Source organism: Pseudomonas sp. P4_C8 (assembly GCF_056401975.1).
The window spans coordinates 29364-48734 of record NZ_JBFUIH010000024.1; the positions used below are offsets into that span (position 1 = coordinate 29364).

Annotated in this window: 21 protein-coding genes and 3 tRNA genes; 14 read left to right on the forward strand and 10 right to left on the reverse strand. The window is 57.3% G+C overall.

Annotated features, from left to right (window positions below; translation table 11 throughout):
• The first annotated feature begins 701 nt into the window (after window positions 1–701).
• On the forward strand, window positions 702–995 hold the full coding sequence (locus tag AC1DWM_RS16590; protein ID WP_477795698.1) for a DUF3077 domain-containing protein: 294 nt from the start codon (window positions 702–704) through the stop codon (window positions 993–995).
• Between the two features lie 108 nt (window positions 996–1103).
• Here AC1DWM_RS16590 and AC1DWM_RS16595 read toward each other — a convergent pair whose 3' ends face one another.
• Window positions 1104–1268 carry a hypothetical protein gene (locus tag AC1DWM_RS16595; RefSeq protein WP_258667926.1) on the reverse strand — a complete coding sequence of 55 codons (165 nt, stop codon included), beginning with the start codon at window positions 1266–1268 and terminating at the stop codon, window positions 1104–1106.
• A gap of 99 nt (window positions 1269–1367) precedes the next feature.
• Window positions 1368–1742, reverse strand: a complete 375-nt coding sequence (locus AC1DWM_RS16600) for a helix-turn-helix domain-containing protein (RefSeq protein WP_477795699.1) — start codon at window positions 1740–1742, stop codon at window positions 1368–1370.
• Between the two features lie 76 nt (window positions 1743–1818).
• Between AC1DWM_RS16600 and AC1DWM_RS16605 the strand changes: the two genes are divergently transcribed.
• The 7 genes from AC1DWM_RS16605 to AC1DWM_RS16635 all read left to right on the forward strand — a co-directional run bounded on the left by AC1DWM_RS16605 (window position 1819) and on the right by AC1DWM_RS16635 (window position 6943).
• Window positions 1819–2016 carry a DNA-binding protein gene (locus tag AC1DWM_RS16605; RefSeq protein WP_258668307.1) on the forward strand — a complete coding sequence of 66 codons (198 nt, stop codon included), beginning with the start codon at window positions 1819–1821 and terminating at the stop codon, window positions 2014–2016.
• Window positions 2017–2065: 49 nt separating this feature from the next.
• A complete protein-coding gene (locus AC1DWM_RS16610; protein ID WP_258667924.1) occupies window positions 2066–2356 on the forward strand; it encodes an Ogr/Delta-like zinc finger protein in 291 nt (96 codons plus the stop codon).
• A complete protein-coding gene (locus AC1DWM_RS16615) occupies window positions 2353–2568 on the forward strand; it encodes a hypothetical protein (RefSeq protein ID WP_477795700.1) in 216 nt (71 codons plus the stop codon). The genes AC1DWM_RS16610 and AC1DWM_RS16615 overlap by 4 nt, the downstream gene beginning before the upstream one ends.
• 87 nt (window positions 2569–2655) lie before the next feature.
• Window positions 2656–2889, forward strand: coding sequence for a hypothetical protein (locus tag AC1DWM_RS16620; protein WP_477795701.1), 234 nt, complete (start codon window positions 2656–2658; stop codon window positions 2887–2889).
• A gap of 2 nt (window positions 2890–2891) precedes the next feature.
• Window positions 2892–5615, forward strand: coding sequence for a toprim domain-containing protein (locus AC1DWM_RS16625; RefSeq protein ID WP_477795702.1), 2724 nt, complete (start codon window positions 2892–2894; stop codon window positions 5613–5615).
• Window positions 5616–5695: 80 nt separating this feature from the next.
• The gene (locus tag AC1DWM_RS16630) at window positions 5696–5908 is read left to right on the forward strand and encodes a DUF4224 domain-containing protein (RefSeq protein WP_477795703.1); all 213 of its coding nucleotides are present in this window, start codon (window positions 5696–5698) and stop codon (window positions 5906–5908) included.
• Entirely contained in the window at window positions 5909–6943 is a 1035-nt protein-coding gene (locus tag AC1DWM_RS16635) for a site-specific integrase (RefSeq protein ID WP_477795704.1), read from the forward strand. It begins immediately after the preceding gene.
• Window positions 6944–7037: 94 nt separating this feature from the next.
• Here the strand turns inward: AC1DWM_RS16635 and AC1DWM_RS16640 are convergent.
• The 8 genes from AC1DWM_RS16640 to AC1DWM_RS16675 form a co-directional block, all read right to left on the reverse strand.
• A tRNA-Leu gene (locus AC1DWM_RS16640) sits at window positions 7038–7124 on the reverse strand.
• A gap of 196 nt (window positions 7125–7320) precedes the next feature.
• A tRNA-Cys gene (locus AC1DWM_RS16645) sits at window positions 7321–7394 on the reverse strand.
• A gap of 45 nt (window positions 7395–7439) precedes the next feature.
• Window positions 7440–7515 (reverse strand) — tRNA-Gly (locus tag AC1DWM_RS16650).
• A gap of 63 nt (window positions 7516–7578) precedes the next feature.
• The gene (gene pgsA, locus AC1DWM_RS16655; RefSeq protein WP_223513238.1) at window positions 7579–8139 is read right to left on the reverse strand and encodes a CDP-diacylglycerol--glycerol-3-phosphate 3-phosphatidyltransferase; all 561 of its coding nucleotides are present in this window, start codon (window positions 8137–8139) and stop codon (window positions 7579–7581) included.
• Window positions 8140–8172: 33 nt separating this feature from the next.
• Window positions 8173–9996, reverse strand: coding sequence for an excinuclease ABC subunit UvrC (uvrC, locus tag AC1DWM_RS16660; RefSeq protein ID WP_477795705.1), 1824 nt, complete (start codon window positions 9994–9996; stop codon window positions 8173–8175).
• A 2-nt stretch (window positions 9997–9998) separates the two neighbouring features.
• Entirely contained in the window at window positions 9999–10640 is a 642-nt protein-coding gene (gene gacA / locus AC1DWM_RS16665) for a response regulator transcription factor GacA (RefSeq protein WP_477758847.1), read from the reverse strand.
• Between the two features lie 127 nt (window positions 10641–10767).
• On the reverse strand, window positions 10768–11211 hold the full coding sequence (locus tag AC1DWM_RS16670; RefSeq protein ID WP_223513234.1) for a GNAT family N-acetyltransferase: 444 nt from the start codon (window positions 11209–11211) through the stop codon (window positions 10768–10770).
• Entirely contained in the window at window positions 11212–11970 is a 759-nt protein-coding gene (locus AC1DWM_RS16675; RefSeq protein ID WP_223513233.1) for a carbon-nitrogen hydrolase family protein, read from the reverse strand.
• Between the two features lie 626 nt (window positions 11971–12596).
• On the opposite strand from AC1DWM_RS16675, the gene AC1DWM_RS16680 reads away from it, so the two are divergent.
• From AC1DWM_RS16680 to AC1DWM_RS16705, 6 genes are all read left to right on the forward strand, one after another.
• Window positions 12597–13676 (forward strand): 3-deoxy-7-phosphoheptulonate synthase, encoded by a 1080-nt coding sequence (locus AC1DWM_RS16680; protein ID WP_477795706.1) that lies wholly within the window; start codon window positions 12597–12599, stop codon window positions 13674–13676.
• A gap of 358 nt (window positions 13677–14034) precedes the next feature.
• A complete protein-coding gene (locus AC1DWM_RS16685; RefSeq protein WP_477795707.1) occupies window positions 14035–14916 on the forward strand; it encodes a lipase family alpha/beta hydrolase in 882 nt (293 codons plus the stop codon).
• 82 nt (window positions 14917–14998) lie between these two features.
• Window positions 14999–15280, forward strand: coding sequence for a peptidylprolyl isomerase (locus AC1DWM_RS16690; protein ID WP_223513228.1), 282 nt, complete (start codon window positions 14999–15001; stop codon window positions 15278–15280).
• A gap of 136 nt (window positions 15281–15416) precedes the next feature.
• Window positions 15417–17285, forward strand: coding sequence for an extracellular solute-binding protein (locus tag AC1DWM_RS16695; RefSeq protein ID WP_223513215.1), 1869 nt, complete (start codon window positions 15417–15419; stop codon window positions 17283–17285).
• Window positions 17285–18346: a microcin C ABC transporter permease YejB gene (locus AC1DWM_RS16700; RefSeq protein WP_223513213.1), complete on the forward strand. Its 1062-nt coding sequence runs from the start codon at window positions 17285–17287 to the stop codon at window positions 18344–18346. The genes AC1DWM_RS16695 and AC1DWM_RS16700 overlap by 1 nt, the downstream gene beginning before the upstream one ends.
• Window positions 18346–19368 (forward strand): ABC transporter permease, encoded by a 1023-nt coding sequence (locus AC1DWM_RS16705; protein WP_223513211.1) that lies wholly within the window; start codon window positions 18346–18348, stop codon window positions 19366–19368. The genes AC1DWM_RS16700 and AC1DWM_RS16705 overlap by 1 nt, the downstream gene beginning before the upstream one ends.
• Window positions 19369–19371 lie beyond the last annotated feature (3 nt).

Here is a 19371-nt window from a genome sequence, read left to right on the forward strand (position 1 = left end):
TATATTTTTGTTCCAGTAATAGGGTGCGCCCGGGCTTGGTGCTCGTCTCCAGGCAATCCGCGACCGTCTGAGTAAAGGCTTCGTGAACGCGGCGACTGACTCGCAATGGGAGCCAACGATGCTCTTGATGCCCACGATATGTCCGATAAACAGGTCATCTTCGTCGCGGTACTCGATTTGTGGGGCGTCACCGCCGACTCCACCAGGCTCACTTTTCCACTCCTGCCAGTATTATTTTCAGAGTATTGGGTGGCTTCATGTCGAAGTTGTAGGCAAAATCCGAGAGTTGCGTAAGGAGGTGCGCTTGCTGTGCTTTTGAGCCTGTCACCACCTTGTTGAGCTTGTCTTTGTCGGGCTACTCTCCAAACGTCGCTGCACATTCAGCGACCGGGCTTGGAAACCCGACAAGTCACGCAACAGCACCCCTATAACTATCAAGGGCATTTTTTATGCCTGCAATGATGTGTTATGGCGGCTGTGCGTGGGACGTCTTCGGGCGTGCCGGTTTCCTTGACTCCCGGTTTCCAACCTGCGTTCAGCTGCCACCCATTCGCTTGGAACGAAAGTGGCAGCTCCTCATGTCAAGGAGTTAGACACATGCACACAGTAAATCCGTACACGCTCAGCCTTTCCTCTCACCGCACCAAGCTGCGTAATACCCCCTCACTCAGCCTCCCTTGCTTCATGAATGGAGGTGGCAAATGACCGAGTCATCAGAAGCTAAAACCATCGGCTTCACCCCCTGCATCTATTGCAAAGACAACGCACTGTTCCACGTCAGCGCTGGCGTTCCTGTCGACGCAGCTTTGGCCATGGCATCCGATCTGCTGTTCCTGGCCAAAGCGCTTACAAAAGACGCGGCTTTTGACAGAGAAACTGACCGGTTTTCGTGGGCCGCGCACTATTTGACGGCTATGGGAAAGGCGGTGATTGATGATGTGGTAAAAGCCGTTACGCCACGACCTGTGAGGGCGGGCATGAAAGTCGCCAAATAGTATTAAATGAGTCGCGCATAAAAAAACCCGGTGAATAGCCGGGTTCTTTGAAGAGTACTGGGTGCAGTCAAACACTAGTTAACTGGCTTTGTTATCGTTCTACACCGGTCAGAGTGCCGCCAGCGTCTGCGCGATATGCAGGATATAGCCCTGATCCGCCTCAGGCACTTCTCTGTACCATGTAAGAAGTTTCCACTCATCTTGTGTTAGCTCAGAATTTTCGCTAGTGGTGTTATCTCTGCGAATGTTCTCTTTTTCATCCTGATCCAACATGCACACTACTCCGTTAAGTGATTGCAGGCGCAACGTTACTTAGGAGTGTGAAAAATCAAAATGAAATCCGTCGTAACGAATGTTTTAAATATCAACGAGTTATTTCTTGGCGTTTGAAAGACTGGTGACTTCGGACATGGCGCCGACAATGCGATGCACAGCTTTTTGGTCATAATCAGACAGCGTTCTGAATTGCTGGATCAGCCGCTGTTCGGCCTCGTCCAGTCCTTCAACAGCGCGTAGCAAACGCCCGCCAGTCAAGACGTACAGCACGTCAACACCGGCTGCGGCTACGGCAGAGAGGTAGACAGAATCAGCGTTTCGCTCGCCTTTTTCGTAACTGCCTTGGGTATTGCGGGTGATGCCTCCCAGTTGCGCAAAGGCTTCTTGATTAAGCCCCAGTCGCGTCCTTTCTTCACGCAGGCGCTCACCTACGGCAACGTCCAAGTGTTCTTTAGATGCACAACTATTCAAGCTTTCACCCTTTACAGGCCAAAATGTTTGGGCATAATGGCGAAAAAATCAACCCGGATGCCCACGAATGGACACTATGCCCGCCCCTCTCACCACCGAGCAAGCCCGAGCAGCACTTGATCGAAAAGGGATTAGCCTCGCTGAGTTCTCTCGTCAGCACGCGCTAAACAGCAACTTGGTCAGCGATTTGTTGAATGGACGAAAAAAGGGGCGCCGCGGGCAGGCACATCGAGCTGCCGTGTTGCTGGGCATCAAGGAAGGCACAATCGATTAATGAGGCACACGCTCTACCACGTCGTCAGCACAGCGCAAGGATGCATTAAGTGAGCACTTACAAATTGGTTTGCCCTCATTGCCTCTCCCGAATGCGGATACGCACCAGCGAAGGGACCCATATTTTTCTACGCGTCGCTTATTTGCAATGCACCAATGAAGCCTGCGGCTGGTCGGTGCGCGCTGAATTCGAGATGACTCATGAGATGAGCCCAAGCGGTATGGCCAACCCTACCGTCAAGCTCCCACTGGCTGACACGGCGTTGCGTCGGGAAGCCATGAAACACGCCAGCGATCAGCTGGAATTGCTGCCAAACCAAGGATCGGAGACCGCACCATGACCCTCACGCAAGATTCTTCTCAGGATTACCGCACCAGCATGCAGGAAGCCGCTCGTGCGTATCTGTTGCGTCACCAGGCGCAGTACCTGTCCGACTCCGATCAGCTCTTTGAAAGCTGCGTACGCCATCTGATTGTGGCCCTTGAAGTGCCCACCAACACTGCAACAACGCTGGTGCACTTGGCGTGGAGTGAGATTCAGGCAGCCGCCTGATAAACACCGTGTAACCCCCCAGTTCAACAAGCCTCAAACCTATGCCGCAATGGGTATGGGTGAGGTGCGCCAAAAATGTGAGGCAGCATGGAAAACGACGTGAACATCTTCACCACCCTGCCCCGTGAACAGGCGGGAATGTTGCTTGAAACGCTTCGCGCGGATTATGCCAACCAGTTCAATGCGCACTGGTATGAGGAGCGCTTTAACGCGGTACCCGAACATTTACGGCATGACGCACTGATCGCGACCTTCCCGAAGATGGCGGCGCAGAAGCGGTTGATCGGCGCGCTCTCGTTCAGCCTCGGCCGAAGGTGCTGATCTTGAAGGAGCTATCACACTCGCTTCGCGCCGAAGTATTGCAGCGCCTTGCCAACGACTACGGTCTGAAAAGACGCCTCAGCACCGATTATTTGCGCGGTGGCCGATGTCCCGCGTGCGGCAAAAAGGAGCTTTACACCCGCGCCTCCAACCCTTGGCTGATCATCTGTGGTCGCGAGAGTAAATGTGGGCAGCGTTGGCACTTGAAGGAAATCTATCAGGACCTGTTCGACGACTGGAGCAAGCGCGCTCCCTCCTCCGATCAGTTCCCCTCCGCGACCGCCCGTGCCTACCTGGAGTTTGCCCGGGGCTTTCGCTTTGAGTTGATTCAAGGCTGGTTCACCCAGGAGACGTACTTCTCCGGCGAGTTGAACGCCGGCAGCGCGACGGTACGTTTTGCGCTTGATCAGGGCGGTTACTGGGAACGGCTGATCGACCGACCGCATCGCTTCGGCAACATGAAAGCCCGGTTTCAACCGGGTGAAAGTTACCGAGGTACCTGGTGGTGCCCGCCCTGTGTTGAATTGCTGGAGGTCAAAGAGCTGTGGATTGTCGAAGGCATCTTTGATGCGACTGCCCTGGCCCATCACGGCATCGCGGCTGTGTCGGCCATGTCGTCCAATGCGTTTCCGGAAACATCACTCAAAGAGCTCTCTCGACAGCGCGGCGGCAAGCTGCCCAAACTGGTTTGGGCGCTGGATAACGAACCCGGCGCGCATCGCTACACCAAGCGCTGGGTCCGCGACGCGCGCACCCTGGGCTATGACTGCGAAGCGGCGCAGATCCCGCAACCCGATAACCGAAAGATCGATTGGAACGATCTGCACCAGCGCTGGCAATTCATTGATGACATCGAGCAGCGCGCCGAGCAAGTTGAACAGGACCTCAGGACCGCACGCCACTACGGCGCGCTGCTGATCGCCGAAAGCGCTGCCGAAAAAGGCGTGCTGATGTACGAATGGCGTGAAAGCCATGAATTTCACTTCGGGTACGAGAGTCGCCTGTACTGGTTCAAGATGGACCTGGATAAATTCAACAAGGCCATGCAGGCGCTGGACACGTCCGAGCGCCATGAAGACCAGCAGCTCAGCGACAAGCAGCGCCGGGCCAAAGCACTGCGCCAGTGCGGCGGCGTGGTGGAGATTGCGAACTGCTACCCCCAGGCCTTGTACTTCCAGCGCAACGACGTCACCGATGAGTCTTGGTACTACTACCGCATCGACTTCCCTCATGACGGCGGCAGCGTCAAAAACACCTTCACCGGTGGCCAGGTGGCTGCTGCCAGTGAGTTTAAGAAACGCCTGCTGAGCATGGCCGCCGGTGCGGTGTTCACCGGCAGCGGGAAGCAGCTCGACAAGATCCTCAAAGACCAGCTCTACGGATTGAAAACTGTCGAGACGATTGATTACGTGGGCTACAGCAAGGAATACGGCGCATACGTGTTTGGTGATGTGGCCATGCGTAACGGACTGGTGTGTGAGGTGAACAAGGAGGACTTTTTCGAGTTTGGGAAACTGCGGCTGAAGACGCTGCAGAAGTCGATCAAGATGCATATTCAGCGGGATCACAAGCAGTACCGGACTGACTGGCTGCCGATGCTCTGGCTGTGCTTTGGCGCCAAGGGAATCGTGGCATTGGCGTTCTGGTTCGGCTCACTGTTTGCCGAACAGATTCGGGCCAAGTACAAATCCTTTCCGTTTCTGGAAGTCACGGGCGAAGCCGGCGCCGGCAAAACCACGCTACTGACCTTTCTCTGGAAATTGCTGGGCCGGGAACACGAAGGCTTTGACCCTTCGAAATCAACCCGGGCCGGACGGCAGCGAGCGATGGGCCAGGTGTCGAACATGCCGGTGGTGCTGATCGAAGGCGACCGGAATGAGCCAGACAAAGCCCATGCAAAAAGCTTCGACTGGGATGAGCTGAAAGACTTCTTCGGCGGCGGCACGCTCGGCACCAAGGGTATGAAGACCAGCGGAAATGAAACGTATGAACCGCCGTTTCGTGGCGTTATTGCCATCAGCCAGAACGCGGATGTCAGCGCGTCCGAAGCCATTTTGACCCGAATTATCAAATCGCACTTTGCCCGGCCTGAGGTGACTACTGAGAGCCGTGCGGCGGCGGACAACCTCAATGTGATCCCGGTTGAGCAGTTGAGCCACTTTCTCGTGCTGGCGGTTCGCGCTGAACCGCAGATTTTGTCGAAATTCTCCGAGCGTGTGCTGGTGCACGAGGGGCGTCTGCGACAGATCAAGGAAATCCGCGTGGAGCGGATTATCAAAAACCACAGCCAGATGATGGCCTTAGTCGATTGCCTGTGTCTGATCTGCCCGCTAGATGAGAACCAGGTGGTCACGACTCACCAGCAACTCACCGCCATGGCCTTGGACCGGCAATCCGCAATCAGCGCTGACCATCCTCTGGTGGCTGAATTCTGGGAGGTTTATGAGTACCTCGAAAGCCTGGGCGAAGGCCCGCAGGTCAATCACAGCACTGACTCGAAGCTTATCGCTATCAATTTGAACGAGTTTGCCGAAAAGGCCGGTGAGCATCGGCAGAACCTGGCTGACCTTAAGACGCTGCGCACGCTTCTGGTTAACAGCCGCAGTCACAAGTGGCTGGAAAGCAACAAGGCCATCTACAGCGCTGTCCGCGCCTCACAGACTGCTAGCAACACCATGTTAAAAAAACCAACCACTGTGCGCTGCTGGATATTCAAAACTACCTGACGCAGGACAAATAGAGCACGACCATGCGCCTAGGGCACGCAAGGCGTCAGCAGTTGAACGTTTCGCCAAGGAGGCGAGTTGTGAGCAGCATTGAGTTTTTAACGCACGACCAGGTCTGTGAGCTGACCGCGGCACGGACAAAAGCCGGTCAATTGACTGTATTGAGCAAAAATGGCATCCGCCACACGATCAAACGAAATGGATGGCCGTGCGTGACCACGGCCGCGCTGATCGACAGCAAACAGAGCCATACGGTGGCACCCGTCACCTGGCAGCCAAGGAAAGCACTCTAAATGGGTCGCAAGCCATCAAAACCGGGCAGCATCGCCCGCCTCAGACCGCGCAAACAGCGCAGTGGCGTTATTTATTACTACTACGACACCGGATCAAAGCCACGCAAAGAGATTCCACTGGGGTCTGATTACGGCTTAGCTATTTTCGAATACGCCAAGTTGGAGAAATCCCGGGTCTCGGTTGAGTTGGCGAAAACAGTGCTCACCTTTGAATATGTGGCAAACCTCTATATGGGCGAAGTCGTCCCGACGAAGGCGCCTGCAACCCAAAGAGACAACGCGCGCGAGTTGAAGCAGTTACTCGTTTTCTTCAATGATCCACCTGCCCCGCTCGAGTCAATTGAACCGCTGCATGTCAGGCAGTACCTGCGGTACCGCTCAAAAACTGCCCCTGTCCGAGCAAATCGTGAAAAGGCACTGCTCAGCTCGATCTGGAACTTCGCGCGTCAAAGCGGTTACACCGCCCTGGCAAACCCTTGTTCAGGAATAAAAGGGAACAAAGAGACCGGGCGAGACATTTACGTCGAGGATGACCTTCTATTAAAGGTCTATCAGCACGCAGAGCAACCGTTGAAAGATGCCCTGGATCTGTTCTATCTCACGGCACAACGGGTTGCCGATACGTTAAAGATGGACGAGCGGGATATTCGTGATGGACAGCTTTCGGTGCAACAAGGGAAAACAGGCGTGAAACGACGCATTGAGGTAGTGGGTGAACTGAAAGTTGTAATTGCCCGGATTATGGCGCGCAAAGCCGGCTACAAGATTCGATCCACTCGCCTTGTCGTACTGGAAAACGGTCAGCCGATGACGACCAGCATGCTCAGGAAGCGATTTGATGATGCGCGGGAAGCGGCAGGCATTCCGAAAGCAGACTTTCAGATGCGCGACTTGCGGGCGAAGGCGGCGACAGACAAGGAGGAATCGACAGGCAATATACGAGCAGCACGCGATCAACTGGGGCACACCACCGTTGGTATGACGGAACAATACATTCGAATGCGCAAAGGGATGAAAGTCACGCCCACAAAATGACCTGTGGTAGCGAATTGCGGAGCGGAGGTTGGTTTTTGCGGAGCAAAGAAATAAGGGCTTACGTGAGGTGTATCACGTAAGCCCTTGATATTCATGGTGCCCGAAGCCGGAATCGAACCGGCACGCCCTTACGAGCGGGGGATTTTAAGTCCYATGCGTCTACCAGTTTCGCCATTCGGGCGGTAGCGCGGTGAAGCAGTCTCAAAACTGACAGATGACAACCTGGCAGTTCTGACGCTTGTGCAGCAGAGGGGGAAATATATACACCCCGCCCCGGTGAAGCAAGTTCGCAGATGACCTTTTCAAGACAAAATCTTGCAGGGCTGCGGAAATAAAAAAAGCTCCGTAAATCATAGATCTACGGAGCTTGTTTATAGTGGAGGCCGAGGTCGGAATCGAACCGGCGTAGGTGGATTTGCAATCCACTGCATAACCATTTTGCTACTCGGCCTCAAACATTTGCTGTCAGTAGCACAACAACAAATGCGTACAAACTTGGAGCGGGAAACGAGACTCGAACTCGCGACCCCGACCTTGGCAAGGTCGTGCTCTACCAACTGAGCTATTCCCGCGTCTTGGTGTGGCGCATTCTATAGAATCCAGAAGCCCCGTCAACCCCTTGATTCAAAAAAGTTTTATTTCTTTTCAACGTCGGTCTTCAGATGCGGCCAGGCAGCCCGCAAGTACTGGACCATGGACCACAATGTCAGGCCCGCAGACACCAGCAGCAAGGCATAACCGATCAAGACCCAGAAGGAAAAGTCTGACGGATTGGCCAGCAGGATGACCAGTGCGAGCATTTGCGCGGCGGTTTTCCATTTGCCCAGGTTCGACACCGCCACATGAGCACGGGCGCCGAGTTCGGCCATCCATTCGCGCAATGCCGAAACGACAATTTCGCGACCGATGATGACAGCGGCCGGCAGCGTGAGCCACAGGTTGCCGTGTTCTTGCACCAGCAAGACCAGCGCGACGGCGACCATCAGCTTGTCCGCCACGGGATCGAGGAAAGCCCCGAACGGGGTACTTTGCTCCAGGCGTCGGGCCAGATAACCATCCAGCCAGTCTGTAGCGGCGGCAAATGCGAAGACCGAGGCAGACGCCAGGTAGCTCCAGTGGTAAGGCAGGTAGAACAATAAAATGAAGATCGGGATGAGCAGGACGCGTAGAACGGTAATCAGATTAGGGATATTCATCGGCACAACTGGCTACGAGGTGAGTTGGGCATTCTACTCGCTGTGCAGATTTGCATAAATCAACTCTGCGAGCTTTTTACTGATCCCGGGTGCTTTGGCGATCTCCTCGATGCTGGCACGAGACAGCTCCTGCAATCCACCAAAATGTTTTAATAAATCGCGACGCCGTGTCGGCCCCACGCCGGCCACACCTTCAAGCGTGGACGTGCGGCGGGTTTTCCCACGACGTGCGCGGTGCCCGGTAATCGCAAATCGGTGAGCTTCGTCGCGTATTTGCTGAATCAAATGTAGCGCAGGGGAATCGCCGCGCAAGGTGAACTCGTGGGCAGCATCGTTGAGGTACAAGGTTTCGAAACCGGCCTTTCGCGTCGCCCCTTTGGCCACGCCCAACAGAATCAAGTCGGGCACCGCCAGTTCATTGAGTACGTCACGCGCCATGGACAGCTGACCCTTGCCACCGTCCACCAGCAGAATATCCGGTAGCTTGCCCTCACCGTCCTTCAACTTGCTGAAGCGGCGGGTCAAGGCCTGATGCATTGCGGCGTAGTCATCCCCCGCCGTCACGCCTTCGATGTTGTAGCGGCGATAATCGGATTTGATCGGGCCTTCCGGGCCAAACACCACGCAAGACGCCACAGTGGCTTCGCCGCTGGAATGGCTGATGTCGTAGCACTCCAGACGCTGCGGCGGCTCGTCCAGGTTCAACACTTCTGCCAACGCATCGAAACGTGCCGCGACGTGCTGACGGTTCGCCAGACGCGCGCCCAAGGCCTGCTCGGCGTTGGTGACCGCCAATTGCTGCCAGCGCGCTCGCGTACCGCGTACCCGATGACTGATCGTCAGCTCGCGACCACGCAGGGCTTCGATGGCCTCGATCAGCGTCGGGAAATCTTCATGAACGACGTTGACTATCAGCTCGCTCGGCAAGTCGCGCTCGGGGCTGGTGATGAAGTATTGGCCGAGAAAGGCCGCCATGACTTCGGACACATCTTCGTCGATGCCGGTTTGCGGGAAGAAGTTCTTGCTGCCCAGCACCCGACCGCCGCGCACGCTGATCAAGTGAACGCAGGCACCGCCCGGATTGACGAAGGCGGCAATCACATCGATATCGCCGGTGCCACCTTCCATGCTTTGCTGGTCCTGGACTCGACGCAACAATGAAATCTGGTCGCGCAACTCGGCGGCGCGCTCGAATTCAAGATTGATCGCCGCCGCCTCCATGCCCGCGGACAACTCGTCCGTCAGCGCATTGCTGCGCCCCTCAAGGAACATCACCGAGTGTCGAACGTCTTCGGCGTACACCTCAGGCTCGACCAACCCCACACACGGTGCCTTGCAACGTTTGATCTGATATTGCAGGCAAGGTCGCGTGCGGTTCTTGTAATAGCTGTCTTCGCATTGACGGACAAAAAAGGTCTTTTRCAAAAGGCTCAGGCTTTCGCGAATCGCGCCGGCGCTCGGGTACGGGCCAAAATACTTGCCCTTGGCCTTCTTCGCACCGCGATGGATGCTCAAGCGAGGGAACTGGCCATCCGAGAGAAAAACGTAGGGGTACGATTTGTCATCGCGCAGCAGGATGTTATACGGCGGGCGCCATTCCTTGATCAGCGTCTGCTCAAGCAGCAGGGCTTCGGTTTCATTGGCGGTGATGGTGGTTTCGACTTGAGCGATGCGGGCCACCAGCGCCGCCGTCTTGGGCGACAGGCCGGATTTGCGGAAGTAGCTCGACAGACGATTTTTCAGGTTCTTGGCTTTGCCGACATACAACAGGCGCGCATCGCTATCGAACATGCGATACACACCGGGACGCCCACTGACCGTCGACAGAAAAGCGCTGGGATCGAAGACTTCAGTCATTGTCAGAGGCTGGCATCGACCATGCCGTGACGAACCGCCAACAGCGTCAGCTCGACATCACTGCTGATCGAAAGCTTCTCGAAAATGCGGTAACGGTAAGTGTTGACCGTTTTGGGCGACAGGCAAAGTTTGTCGGAAATAATCTGTACTTTCTGACAGCCGACAATCATCAGCGCGATCTGGATCTCGCGCTCGGACAACGCATCGAAGGGCGAATCGTTGGTCGGCTGGAAGGATTTGATCGCCAGTTGCTGGGCAATCTGCGGGCTGATGTAGCGTTGCCCGGCAAACACCAGGCGAATGGCCTGAACCATTTCCGGCAGCCCGGCGCCCTTGGTCAGGTAACCTGCGGCACCGGCCTGCAACAATCGCGTCGGAAACGGATCCTCCTCACACACGGTAACCGCGACGACTTTGATATCCGGGTGACTGCGCAACAGTTTGCGCGTGGCTTCAAGACCGCCGATCCCGGGCATCTTGACGTCCATCAACACCACATCGGGTTTCAGCTCACGCGCTTTCAGCAGGGATTCTTCCCCTGACTCAGCCTGGCCGACTACTTGTAGGCCATCGATGTCAGCCAGCATTCGTGTAATGCCTGTACGAACGAGATCATGGTCATCGACTACTAGCMCCCTAATCAAGCAGACACCTCGCGATTTGGTCTTATTGGGTTGCCGGACACCTTAGCAAAAAGCAACTGGCAGACCTAGCGGCAAGCGTCATATAAAAAGTATCAATTCGTCTTGAAAGGCTTGTTGCAAGCGTGTTTCAGCGATGTACCCCACCGGCATCACGCTGCATTTTCAGGAAACACTCGTCTTTGCCGACCACCGTCAGCCCTTTTCTCTCGTAAAGATTTTTTGCCGGATTGTTTTCAAAAACGGTCAGGCGTAACGCCTGGCGACGTTCCTTGCACGCCAGTGCGAATACCTGATCGATCGCCCAGGAACCCGCGCCCTGCCCCTGGAACGCTTCGACAATGTGCAGCTCGCGGATGTACAAGGCGCTCGCATCGCGACTCAAGCTGACAAAACCCAGCAGCGCATCATCGCGCACAATCATGCGGTTCTCCCGCCCCGCCCACGCGATATCAAACGCCTCATCCAGCCAAAGCAGGTCGTGCTGAATGTAATAGCGCAGCATGTTGTCGCAGGTCAGCTTCCGGGCGAAGTCGAGATCCTGGGGTGTCGCCGGACGCCATTGGAAACCCATTCAAGCCACCGCAACGTCGACGACATGCCCGCGCCAGTCACCCGCTTCGCGGCGAGCCACTACCATCACATTCCCCGTACCGTTCGCCGCGGCAATGAGCGAACCATCTGACGCCCAGATAGCACTGCGCCCTGCTGACTCCCAACCTCCGGTTACTCCGCCGTGGTTGGCCATCAGCACCGCCATTGAATGAGTGCCAGCGTAGCCTTGCAGAAGCGCAGTGTCCGGGGCATAGCCGTTTTCCGTGATCAGCACACCGGCGGCATACAGGTCGGCACCCTGCTCCGCCGCTGCGGCTGCGTGACTGGCGTGAGAAAAATCGGCACACACCGCTAGCGCGACGGCATCGGCACCGATCGTCAACATCGAACCACCTGCGCCCGGGGCAAACGCGACTTCCTCGCCCGGGTGCAGATGCTGCTTGCTGTAAACCCCGAGCGAACCATCTGCGCCGAACACCAATGCGCCAATCAGTACCGGCGATCCGTCCGACAGCCGAATCGGCATTCCGACGACGCTCGTCACACCGACTACCTGGGCGAAATCTCGCAACGGCCGCAACACTTCGGCATCCGGTGTGATTGCCAATTCGGCTGCCAATCCCCGCTCATACCCGGTCAGCGACAATTCTGGAAAGACCAGCAACTGAACACCCTGTTCCGCGGCAACCTGCATAAAACGCTGATGCCGGACAATGTTGGCGGCAAGATCACCCGCAACGGAAATCGATTGAGCGGCGGCTATGGTCAATGGCGTCATGATTCGTCCTTGTGACGTTAAAGGGTGGGCAAAACCCAAAGTGTGTCATAAAACAGCCGGCGCTCAAGCGATAGAAAACGCTGTCGGCCATCGATAGCATTTTCTGATTGAAACCGCGCACCGGCCTCGAGTAAGCTCGGCGCATCCATCGGAGACAGTCCATGCTCAACGCCCTCTCACAGCTTCCAACTATCAGCGCCCTGCGCTCGGTGGCGGCTGCGCGGGCGAATGAAGTTTGCGCTCCGGTCAGCTTTTATTTTGGGTATTGGTTTAGCCACTGGCGCGCCTGATACCCACACGGCGCCCACTTTAAACGGGTCGCCGCCAGAGTTTTCCAAACCCCCGGTCGGCCTCCCGACCGGGGGTTTTGTTTTTTCAGCCCCGCACATTTTTGCGACACACCAGACACTTTGAGGATTCACGACATGAACTACGCCACTTATTACCGTTACGACAGTTTTACCGCCTGGCGATTTACCAGCCTCCGCTCGGGACAGCCTGCCGCCTCCGATCGGTCACCCACAGGTGGCATGCACACACACGCAGCCAATCCGGCCAATTGTCGAACACCCCAGTAGGGCCGAGCGCGCGGGAACGAACCCGCCGCCAGCCCAGGAATCCTTGATATGAACTCGTCCGTCTCTGCTCTGCCGCTGTCCACCTTGAGCCCTGCCAATGAAACGCTGACCCTGCGTCTGCCCAGCTCATTGCAACTCAAGCAGCAACTGCCCCTCAACAACGCCCTGACCCGGCAAGTCGCCGCTCACCGTGACGCCGTCCGTGCGATCCTCAACGGTGAAGACGCCCGTTTGCTGGTGATCGTCGGCCCTTGCTCAATTCATGACCCGCAGTCCGCCCTCGAATACGCGGCCAACCTTGCCCGACTCGCCACCAACGTCAGTGATGAAATGCTGCTGGTCATGCGCGCCTACGTCGAAAAACCGCGTACCACTGTCGGCTGGAAAGGCCTGGCCTACGATCCGCATCTGGATGGCAGCGATGACATGGCCGGCGGCTTGACGCTGTCCCGCGAGCTGATGCGCGAAATGCTCCGCCTCGGCTTGCCGATTGCCACCGAACTGCTGCAACCCATGGCCGCCGGTTACTTTGATGACCTGCTGAGCTGGGTGGCGATTGGTGCCCGTACCACCGAATCGCAGATCCACCGGGAAATGGCCAGCGGCCTGGGCATGCCGGTCGGGTTCAAGAACGGCACCGATGGCGGCGTGACCGTTGCCAGCGACGCCATGCGCTCGGCTGCCCATCCCCATCGGCATTTCGGCGTCGACAGCCAGGGACATCCTGCGATCATCCAGACGCCGGGCAATCCCGATACGCACCTGGTGTTGCGCGGCGGACACCGTGGACCGAACTACGACCGTGACAGCGTCGCCCAAGTGAATCGCGATTTGACCCGACTGAAGATCCCGGCGCGGATCATGGTCGACTGCAGCCACGCCAATAGCGGCAAAGACCCGGCACGGCAACCCGCGGTGTTCAACGACGTGCTCGAACAACGCCTGCAAGGCGACCGTTCGCTGATCGGCATGATGATCGAGAGCCATTTGTTCGAAGGTTGCCAGCCCTTGAGTCCACCCCTGCGCTATGGCGTCTCGGTCACGGATGGCTGCCTTGGCTGGGACGGCACAGAGCAGCTGTTGCGCCAGGCCGCCGACCGGCTTCGAGCGCAGCGCGGGAATCAATAAACAAGGCGAAGCAGTTTTCGGAGTAACGCAATTTCTGTAGCAGCTGGCGAAGCCTGCGTCCGGCTGCTACGGATCGCGTGATGGCTTAACTGATCGGTATCCCCCTTCCAGCCGGAAGAGGACATGACTGACAGGTAAAGGTGTTTCCTGAGTAGGCCATCGCAAGAAAACGCACAGTTACAGATCAAAAGATGTCGAAACATTCCGAACGAGACCTCAACCACATTCGAAATTTCCTACGTTTTCTATACCTTTTTCAGCAGGTTACAGCGGATTCCTCATACACCGCCGAAGCGCTGGGGTGCTTTAGAGTGAGCCCATCTGCACACCTCTGAACGACCGCGAAAAAGGAATGAACATGCTACGGAATGCAACCACCCAGTACCCTATCCTGCTGATCCACGGCCTCTTTGGCTTCGATCGCATCGGCACAACCGAATTCTTCCATAACGTCAAGCAGTCCCTGCGAGGTGCGGGGGCCAGAGTGTTCATCCCGCACCTGTCGGCTACCCATAGCAACGAAGCACGTGGCGACCAACTGCTGGCACAGATCGACCGGGTGCTGGAAGGAACCGGCGCCAGCAAGGTCAACTTGATCGGCCACAGCCAGGGGGCATTGGCCGCACGTTATGCGGCGGCGATGGCCCCCCATGCCATTGCGTCCGTGACCTCCGTCAGCGGCCCGAACCACGGTTCGGAACTGGCCGATTACCTGCGCAAGGCACTGACGCCCGGCCGACTTCCGGAACATGTCGCCGCGACGGTGGCGACGCTGTACGCCGATTTTGTGTCGTTGCTCAGCGGCAACGCTCACCTGCCGCAGAACGCTGTCGCCGCGCTCAATGCGCTGACCACCGAAGGCGTCGGCGCTTTCAACGATAAGTATCCTCAAGGGTTACCAAAGACCTGGGGTGGCAAGGGCCGCAAACTGGTTAACGGCGTGCGTTATTACTCCTGGAGCGGCACGTTACAGGGAACCCTTCTCGACGAAGGGCTCAATGCGCTCGACCCGCTGCACGGGTTCCTTCGCGCTTTTTCCCATTATTTCACCACGGAAGCGGAGCAAAATGACGGCATGGTCGGCCGTTACAGCTCACATTTGGGCAAAGTCATCCGCTCCGACTATCCGCTGGATCATCTGAGCAGCCTTGGCCATTCAGATGGCCATAGCCGCAAAGCCATCGATCCCGTTGCGTTGTATGTGCAGCATGCCGAGCGCCTGAAAAACGCCGGCCTGTAATCTGTCCGGAACTTTGACGAGAAATAGACCACTGAATCCGGTAGGCTCCGCACTTTACTGAACATTGAAAGGAGTATTTCCCATGGCTAAAGCCACTGCCCGTCACATCCTGGTTGCCTCGGAAGCCAAGTGCAACGAACTGAAAGCCAAGATTGAAGGCGGCGCTGATTTCGCCGAAATCGCCAAAGCCAATTCCACTTGCCCGTCCAGCCGTCAAGGTGGCGACCTGGGTTCGTTCGGTCCTGGCCAGATGGTCAAGGAATTCGACGCCGTGGTGTTCAGCGCTCCACTCAACGTCGTACAAGGCCCGGTGAAAACCCAGTTCGGTTATCACTTGCTGGAAGTGACCAGTCGTCAGGACTGATCGATCCGCCAGGCTTTACGCATAACGGCCCGCCTTTTGGTGGGCCGTTGTGTTTCAGATACGTTTTTAGGCTGGCGAGGGACGCGCCGCTAGCGTACAAATTGTGGTTTTCGATCCTCCGGCTCTAAGGCTGACAATGCGACTGGCTTTCCCCACTTTATTGTTCACTGCCGTGGTGCTGCTATTGGGCGCCGCCGGTGTGGATGCAGCACCGCAACATGCGTTGACCGTGTACGGCGAACCCGCGAAATATCCCGCCGGTTTCAGTCATTTTGCCTACACCAATCCGCAGGCCCCCAAGGGCGGCACGATGCGTCGCTCGGCGATCGAAATCGGGCATTTCGACCATATCCTGCCGTACATCGACAAGGGCATTGGCGTCACCCAAATCGATGGTTTGCTTTACTCGCCGCTGGCCCAGCGCTCGCTGGATGAGCCCTATACCGTGTACGGCCTCGTCGCGCAAAAGATGGAGCGCCCGGACGACGGTCTGTTCCTGCGCTTCTATCTCAACCCCAAGGCGCGCTTTGCAGACGGCAAACCGATCACGGCAGAAGACGTGCGCTACACCTTCAACCTGTTGATGACCCAGGGCAGCCTGCGCTATCGCACCCAATTCGCTGACGTCAAAGGCGTGGAAGTTGAATCGCCTCTGACCGTCCGGTTCGATTTCAAAAGTAACGAAAACCGTACCCTGCCCCTCGACATCGCAACGCTGCCGGTGTTTCCCGAACATTGGTGGAAGACCCGCGACTTCGCCAACGGTGGCGGGTACGAGGCGCCTTTGGGCAGCGGCCCTTATAAGGTGGGCAAAGTCGACTCCGGTCGCAGCATCACGTTCGAGCGCGACGCCAATTGGTGGGGCAAGGATTTACCCGTCAGCCGCGGCCTCTATAACTTCGATCGCTTCAGCATCGAATACTTCGGTGACACCGACGTCGCGCGCCAGGTGCTACGGGGTGGGGCCTATGACTACAACCGCGAATTCTCCGCCACCGGCTTTTCCATCGGCTATGACAGCCCTGCCCTGAGCGACGGGCGCCTGCAAAAGGCTCACCTGGCTACCGATGCGCCGCAGCCGGCGCAGGGATTTGTCTTCAATCTGCAGAACCCGATTTTCCAGGACCGCCGGGTGCGCCAGGCACTGGCCATGCTCTGGGATTTCGAATGGAGCAACCGGCAGATGATGCGCGACATGTACATCCGCCAGCAGAGCTACTTCTCCAACACTGACCTGGCTGCGCGGCAACTGCCCAATGCAGCGGAACTGGCCATTCTTGAGCCGTTACGCGGGCAGATCCCCGATGAGGTGTTCACCCAGGTCTTCGAAGCAGCGAAAACCGATGGCAGCGGTGTGATTCGCGATAAGCAATTGCAAGCGCTGGACCTGCTCGAACAGGCCGGCTGGAAACCTGATGGCGATCAATTGGTCAACGCCGATGGCAAGCCGCTGAGCTTTACCTTCCTGGTCAGCCAGAACGGCATGGACCGATTGCTGTTGCCTTACAAGCGCACCCTGAAACAGATCGGCATAGACATGAACATCCGCCGTATCGATTCATCGCAGTACGTGAATCGCCTGATGAGCCGCGATTACGACATGATCGTCACCGGGTACCCGGTCACCACCTCACCGGGGGGTGAACTGTTCAATTACTTCGGCTCGATCTCGGCCAACGATCCCGGCGCCAATAACTACATGGTGCTGAAGAACCCGGCAGTCGACACACTGATCACCGGACTGGTCCACGCCACCACCCAGCCCGAGATGCTGCGTTACGCCCACGCGCTCGACCGGGTGCTGCAATGGAACTACTACTGGATTCCCAACTATTACCCGCCGGGCACATCGACCGTCTGGTGGAACCGGTTCGGCCGGCCCAACGAGCAGGCCAGCAATGACGAAGCCATTGAGAGCTGGTGGGAAATAAGCACCACGCCGCTGACCAACCAGCAAATGACCGCCGAGCAAATCAGCCGTGGCAAACCCGGAGGGCCGCACTGATGTGGGCTTACATACTGCGGCGTTTGCTGCTGATCATTCCGACGCTGGTGATCATTCTGTTGGTCAACTTCGTCATCGTCCAGGCGGCACCGGGCGGTCCGGTGGAACAGGCCATTGCGCACCTGCAAGGCATCGGCGGCGCGGCAGTCGGTGGCGGATCCGGCGAAACCATGTCCGGCACCTCGCGCGCCAGCCGGGGCCTCGACCCGCAGCTGATCAAGGACATTGAAAAACAATACGGTTTTGACAAACCCGCGCATGAACGCCTGTGGCTGATGCTCACCAGTTACGCCCGGCTGGACTTCGGCAAGAGCTTCTTCCGTGGCGCCACGGTCACCGACCTGATCCTGGAAAAAATGCCGGTGACCATTTCCCTCGGGCTTTGGGCGACGCTGATCACCTATCTGGTGTCGATCCCCCTGGGTATTCGCAAGGCCGTGCACCACGGCAGCCATTTCGATATCTGGAGCAGCACCGCGATCATTATCGGCTACGCCATGCCGGCGTTCCTGTTCGCCATGTTCCTGATCGTGGTGTTCGCCGGCGGCACCTCATTGAACTGGTTCCCGGTGCGCGGGCTGGTCTCGGACGACTTCGAGTCGCTGTCGACCGTGGGCAAAGTCGCCGACTACTTCTGGCACCTGGTGCTGCCAGTGACGTCGCTGGTGATCGGCGGTTTCGCCACCCTGACCATCCTCACCAAAAACTCGTTCCTCAATGAAATCACCCGCCAGTACGTCATCACCGCACGCGCCAAAGGCATGAGTGAACGTCGGGTGCTGTACGGGCACGTATTCCGCAATGCAATGCTGCTGGTGGTGTCGGGCATTCCGCAGGCGTTCATCAGCGTGTTTTTCGCCGGCTCCTTGCTGATCGAGGTGATTTTCTCCCTTGATGGCCTGGGCCGCATGAGTTATGAAGCCGCCGTCTCGCGTGACTATCCAGTAGTGTTTGGCTCACTGTTTATCTTCACACTGTTTGGCCTCCTGATAAAACTGGTCGGCGACCTCTGCTACACCCTGGTCGACCCGCGTATCGACTTCGCCGCGAGGAATGCCTGATGTTCAAGCTCTCGCCGTTGGGCCGTCGCCGTTTTGAACGTTTCAAGAAAAATCGCCGGGGTTGGTGGTCGCTGTGGTTGTTCATTGGTCTGTTTGTGCTGACCTTGGGCGGCGAGTTGATCGCCAATGACAAGCCGCTGGTGGTCAGCTATCAAGGGCAATGGTATTTCCCGGTGTTCAAGCGCCACACTGAGCAGACGTTCGGCGGGCAACTGCCGTTTCAGGCGGATTACCGCAGCGACTACGTGCAGAAACTGATCAAAAAGGACGGCGGCTGGATGCTGTTCCCGCCGATCCCCTTCAGTGACGACACACCCAATTACGACCTCAACAAACCGGCGCCGAGTCCGCCCTCGAATGTGAACTGGCTGGGCACCGACGATCAGGCCCGGGATGTATTGGCCCGAGTGATTTTCGGCGCCCGAGTGTCGATCCTGTTTGCGTTGATGCTGACCTTTGTCAGCGCCCTGATCGGCATTGCCGCCGGCGCCCTTCAAGGCTATTACGGCGGCTGGGTCGACCTGATCGGCCAGCGCTTGCTGGAAGTCTGGTCCGGGCTGCCGGTGCTGTACCTGCTGATCATTCTCTCGGGGTTCGTCGAGCCGAATTTCTGGTGGTTGCTGGGGATCATGGCGCTGTTTACCTGGCTCGCGCTGGTCGACGTGGTGCGCGCCGAGTTCCTGCGCGGGCGCAACCTGGAATACGTCAAAGCCGCCCGGGCGCTGGGCCTGACGGATCGCAAAGTGATCGTGCGGCACATTCTGCCCAACGCCATGAACGCGACCCTCAGTTACCTGCCGTTCATTCTCACCGGGGCGATTTCGACCCTGACAGCACTGGACTTCCTCGGTTTCGGCATGCCGGCCGGCAGCGCATCCCTCGGCGAATTGATCGGTCAGGGCAAGCAGAACCTGCAAGCGCCTTGGCTAGGGCTGACAGCGTTTTTCACCTTGGCACTGATTCTTTCTTTACTGGTGTTTATCGGCGAGGCATTACGTGATGCTTTCGATCCAAGATCCTGAAGC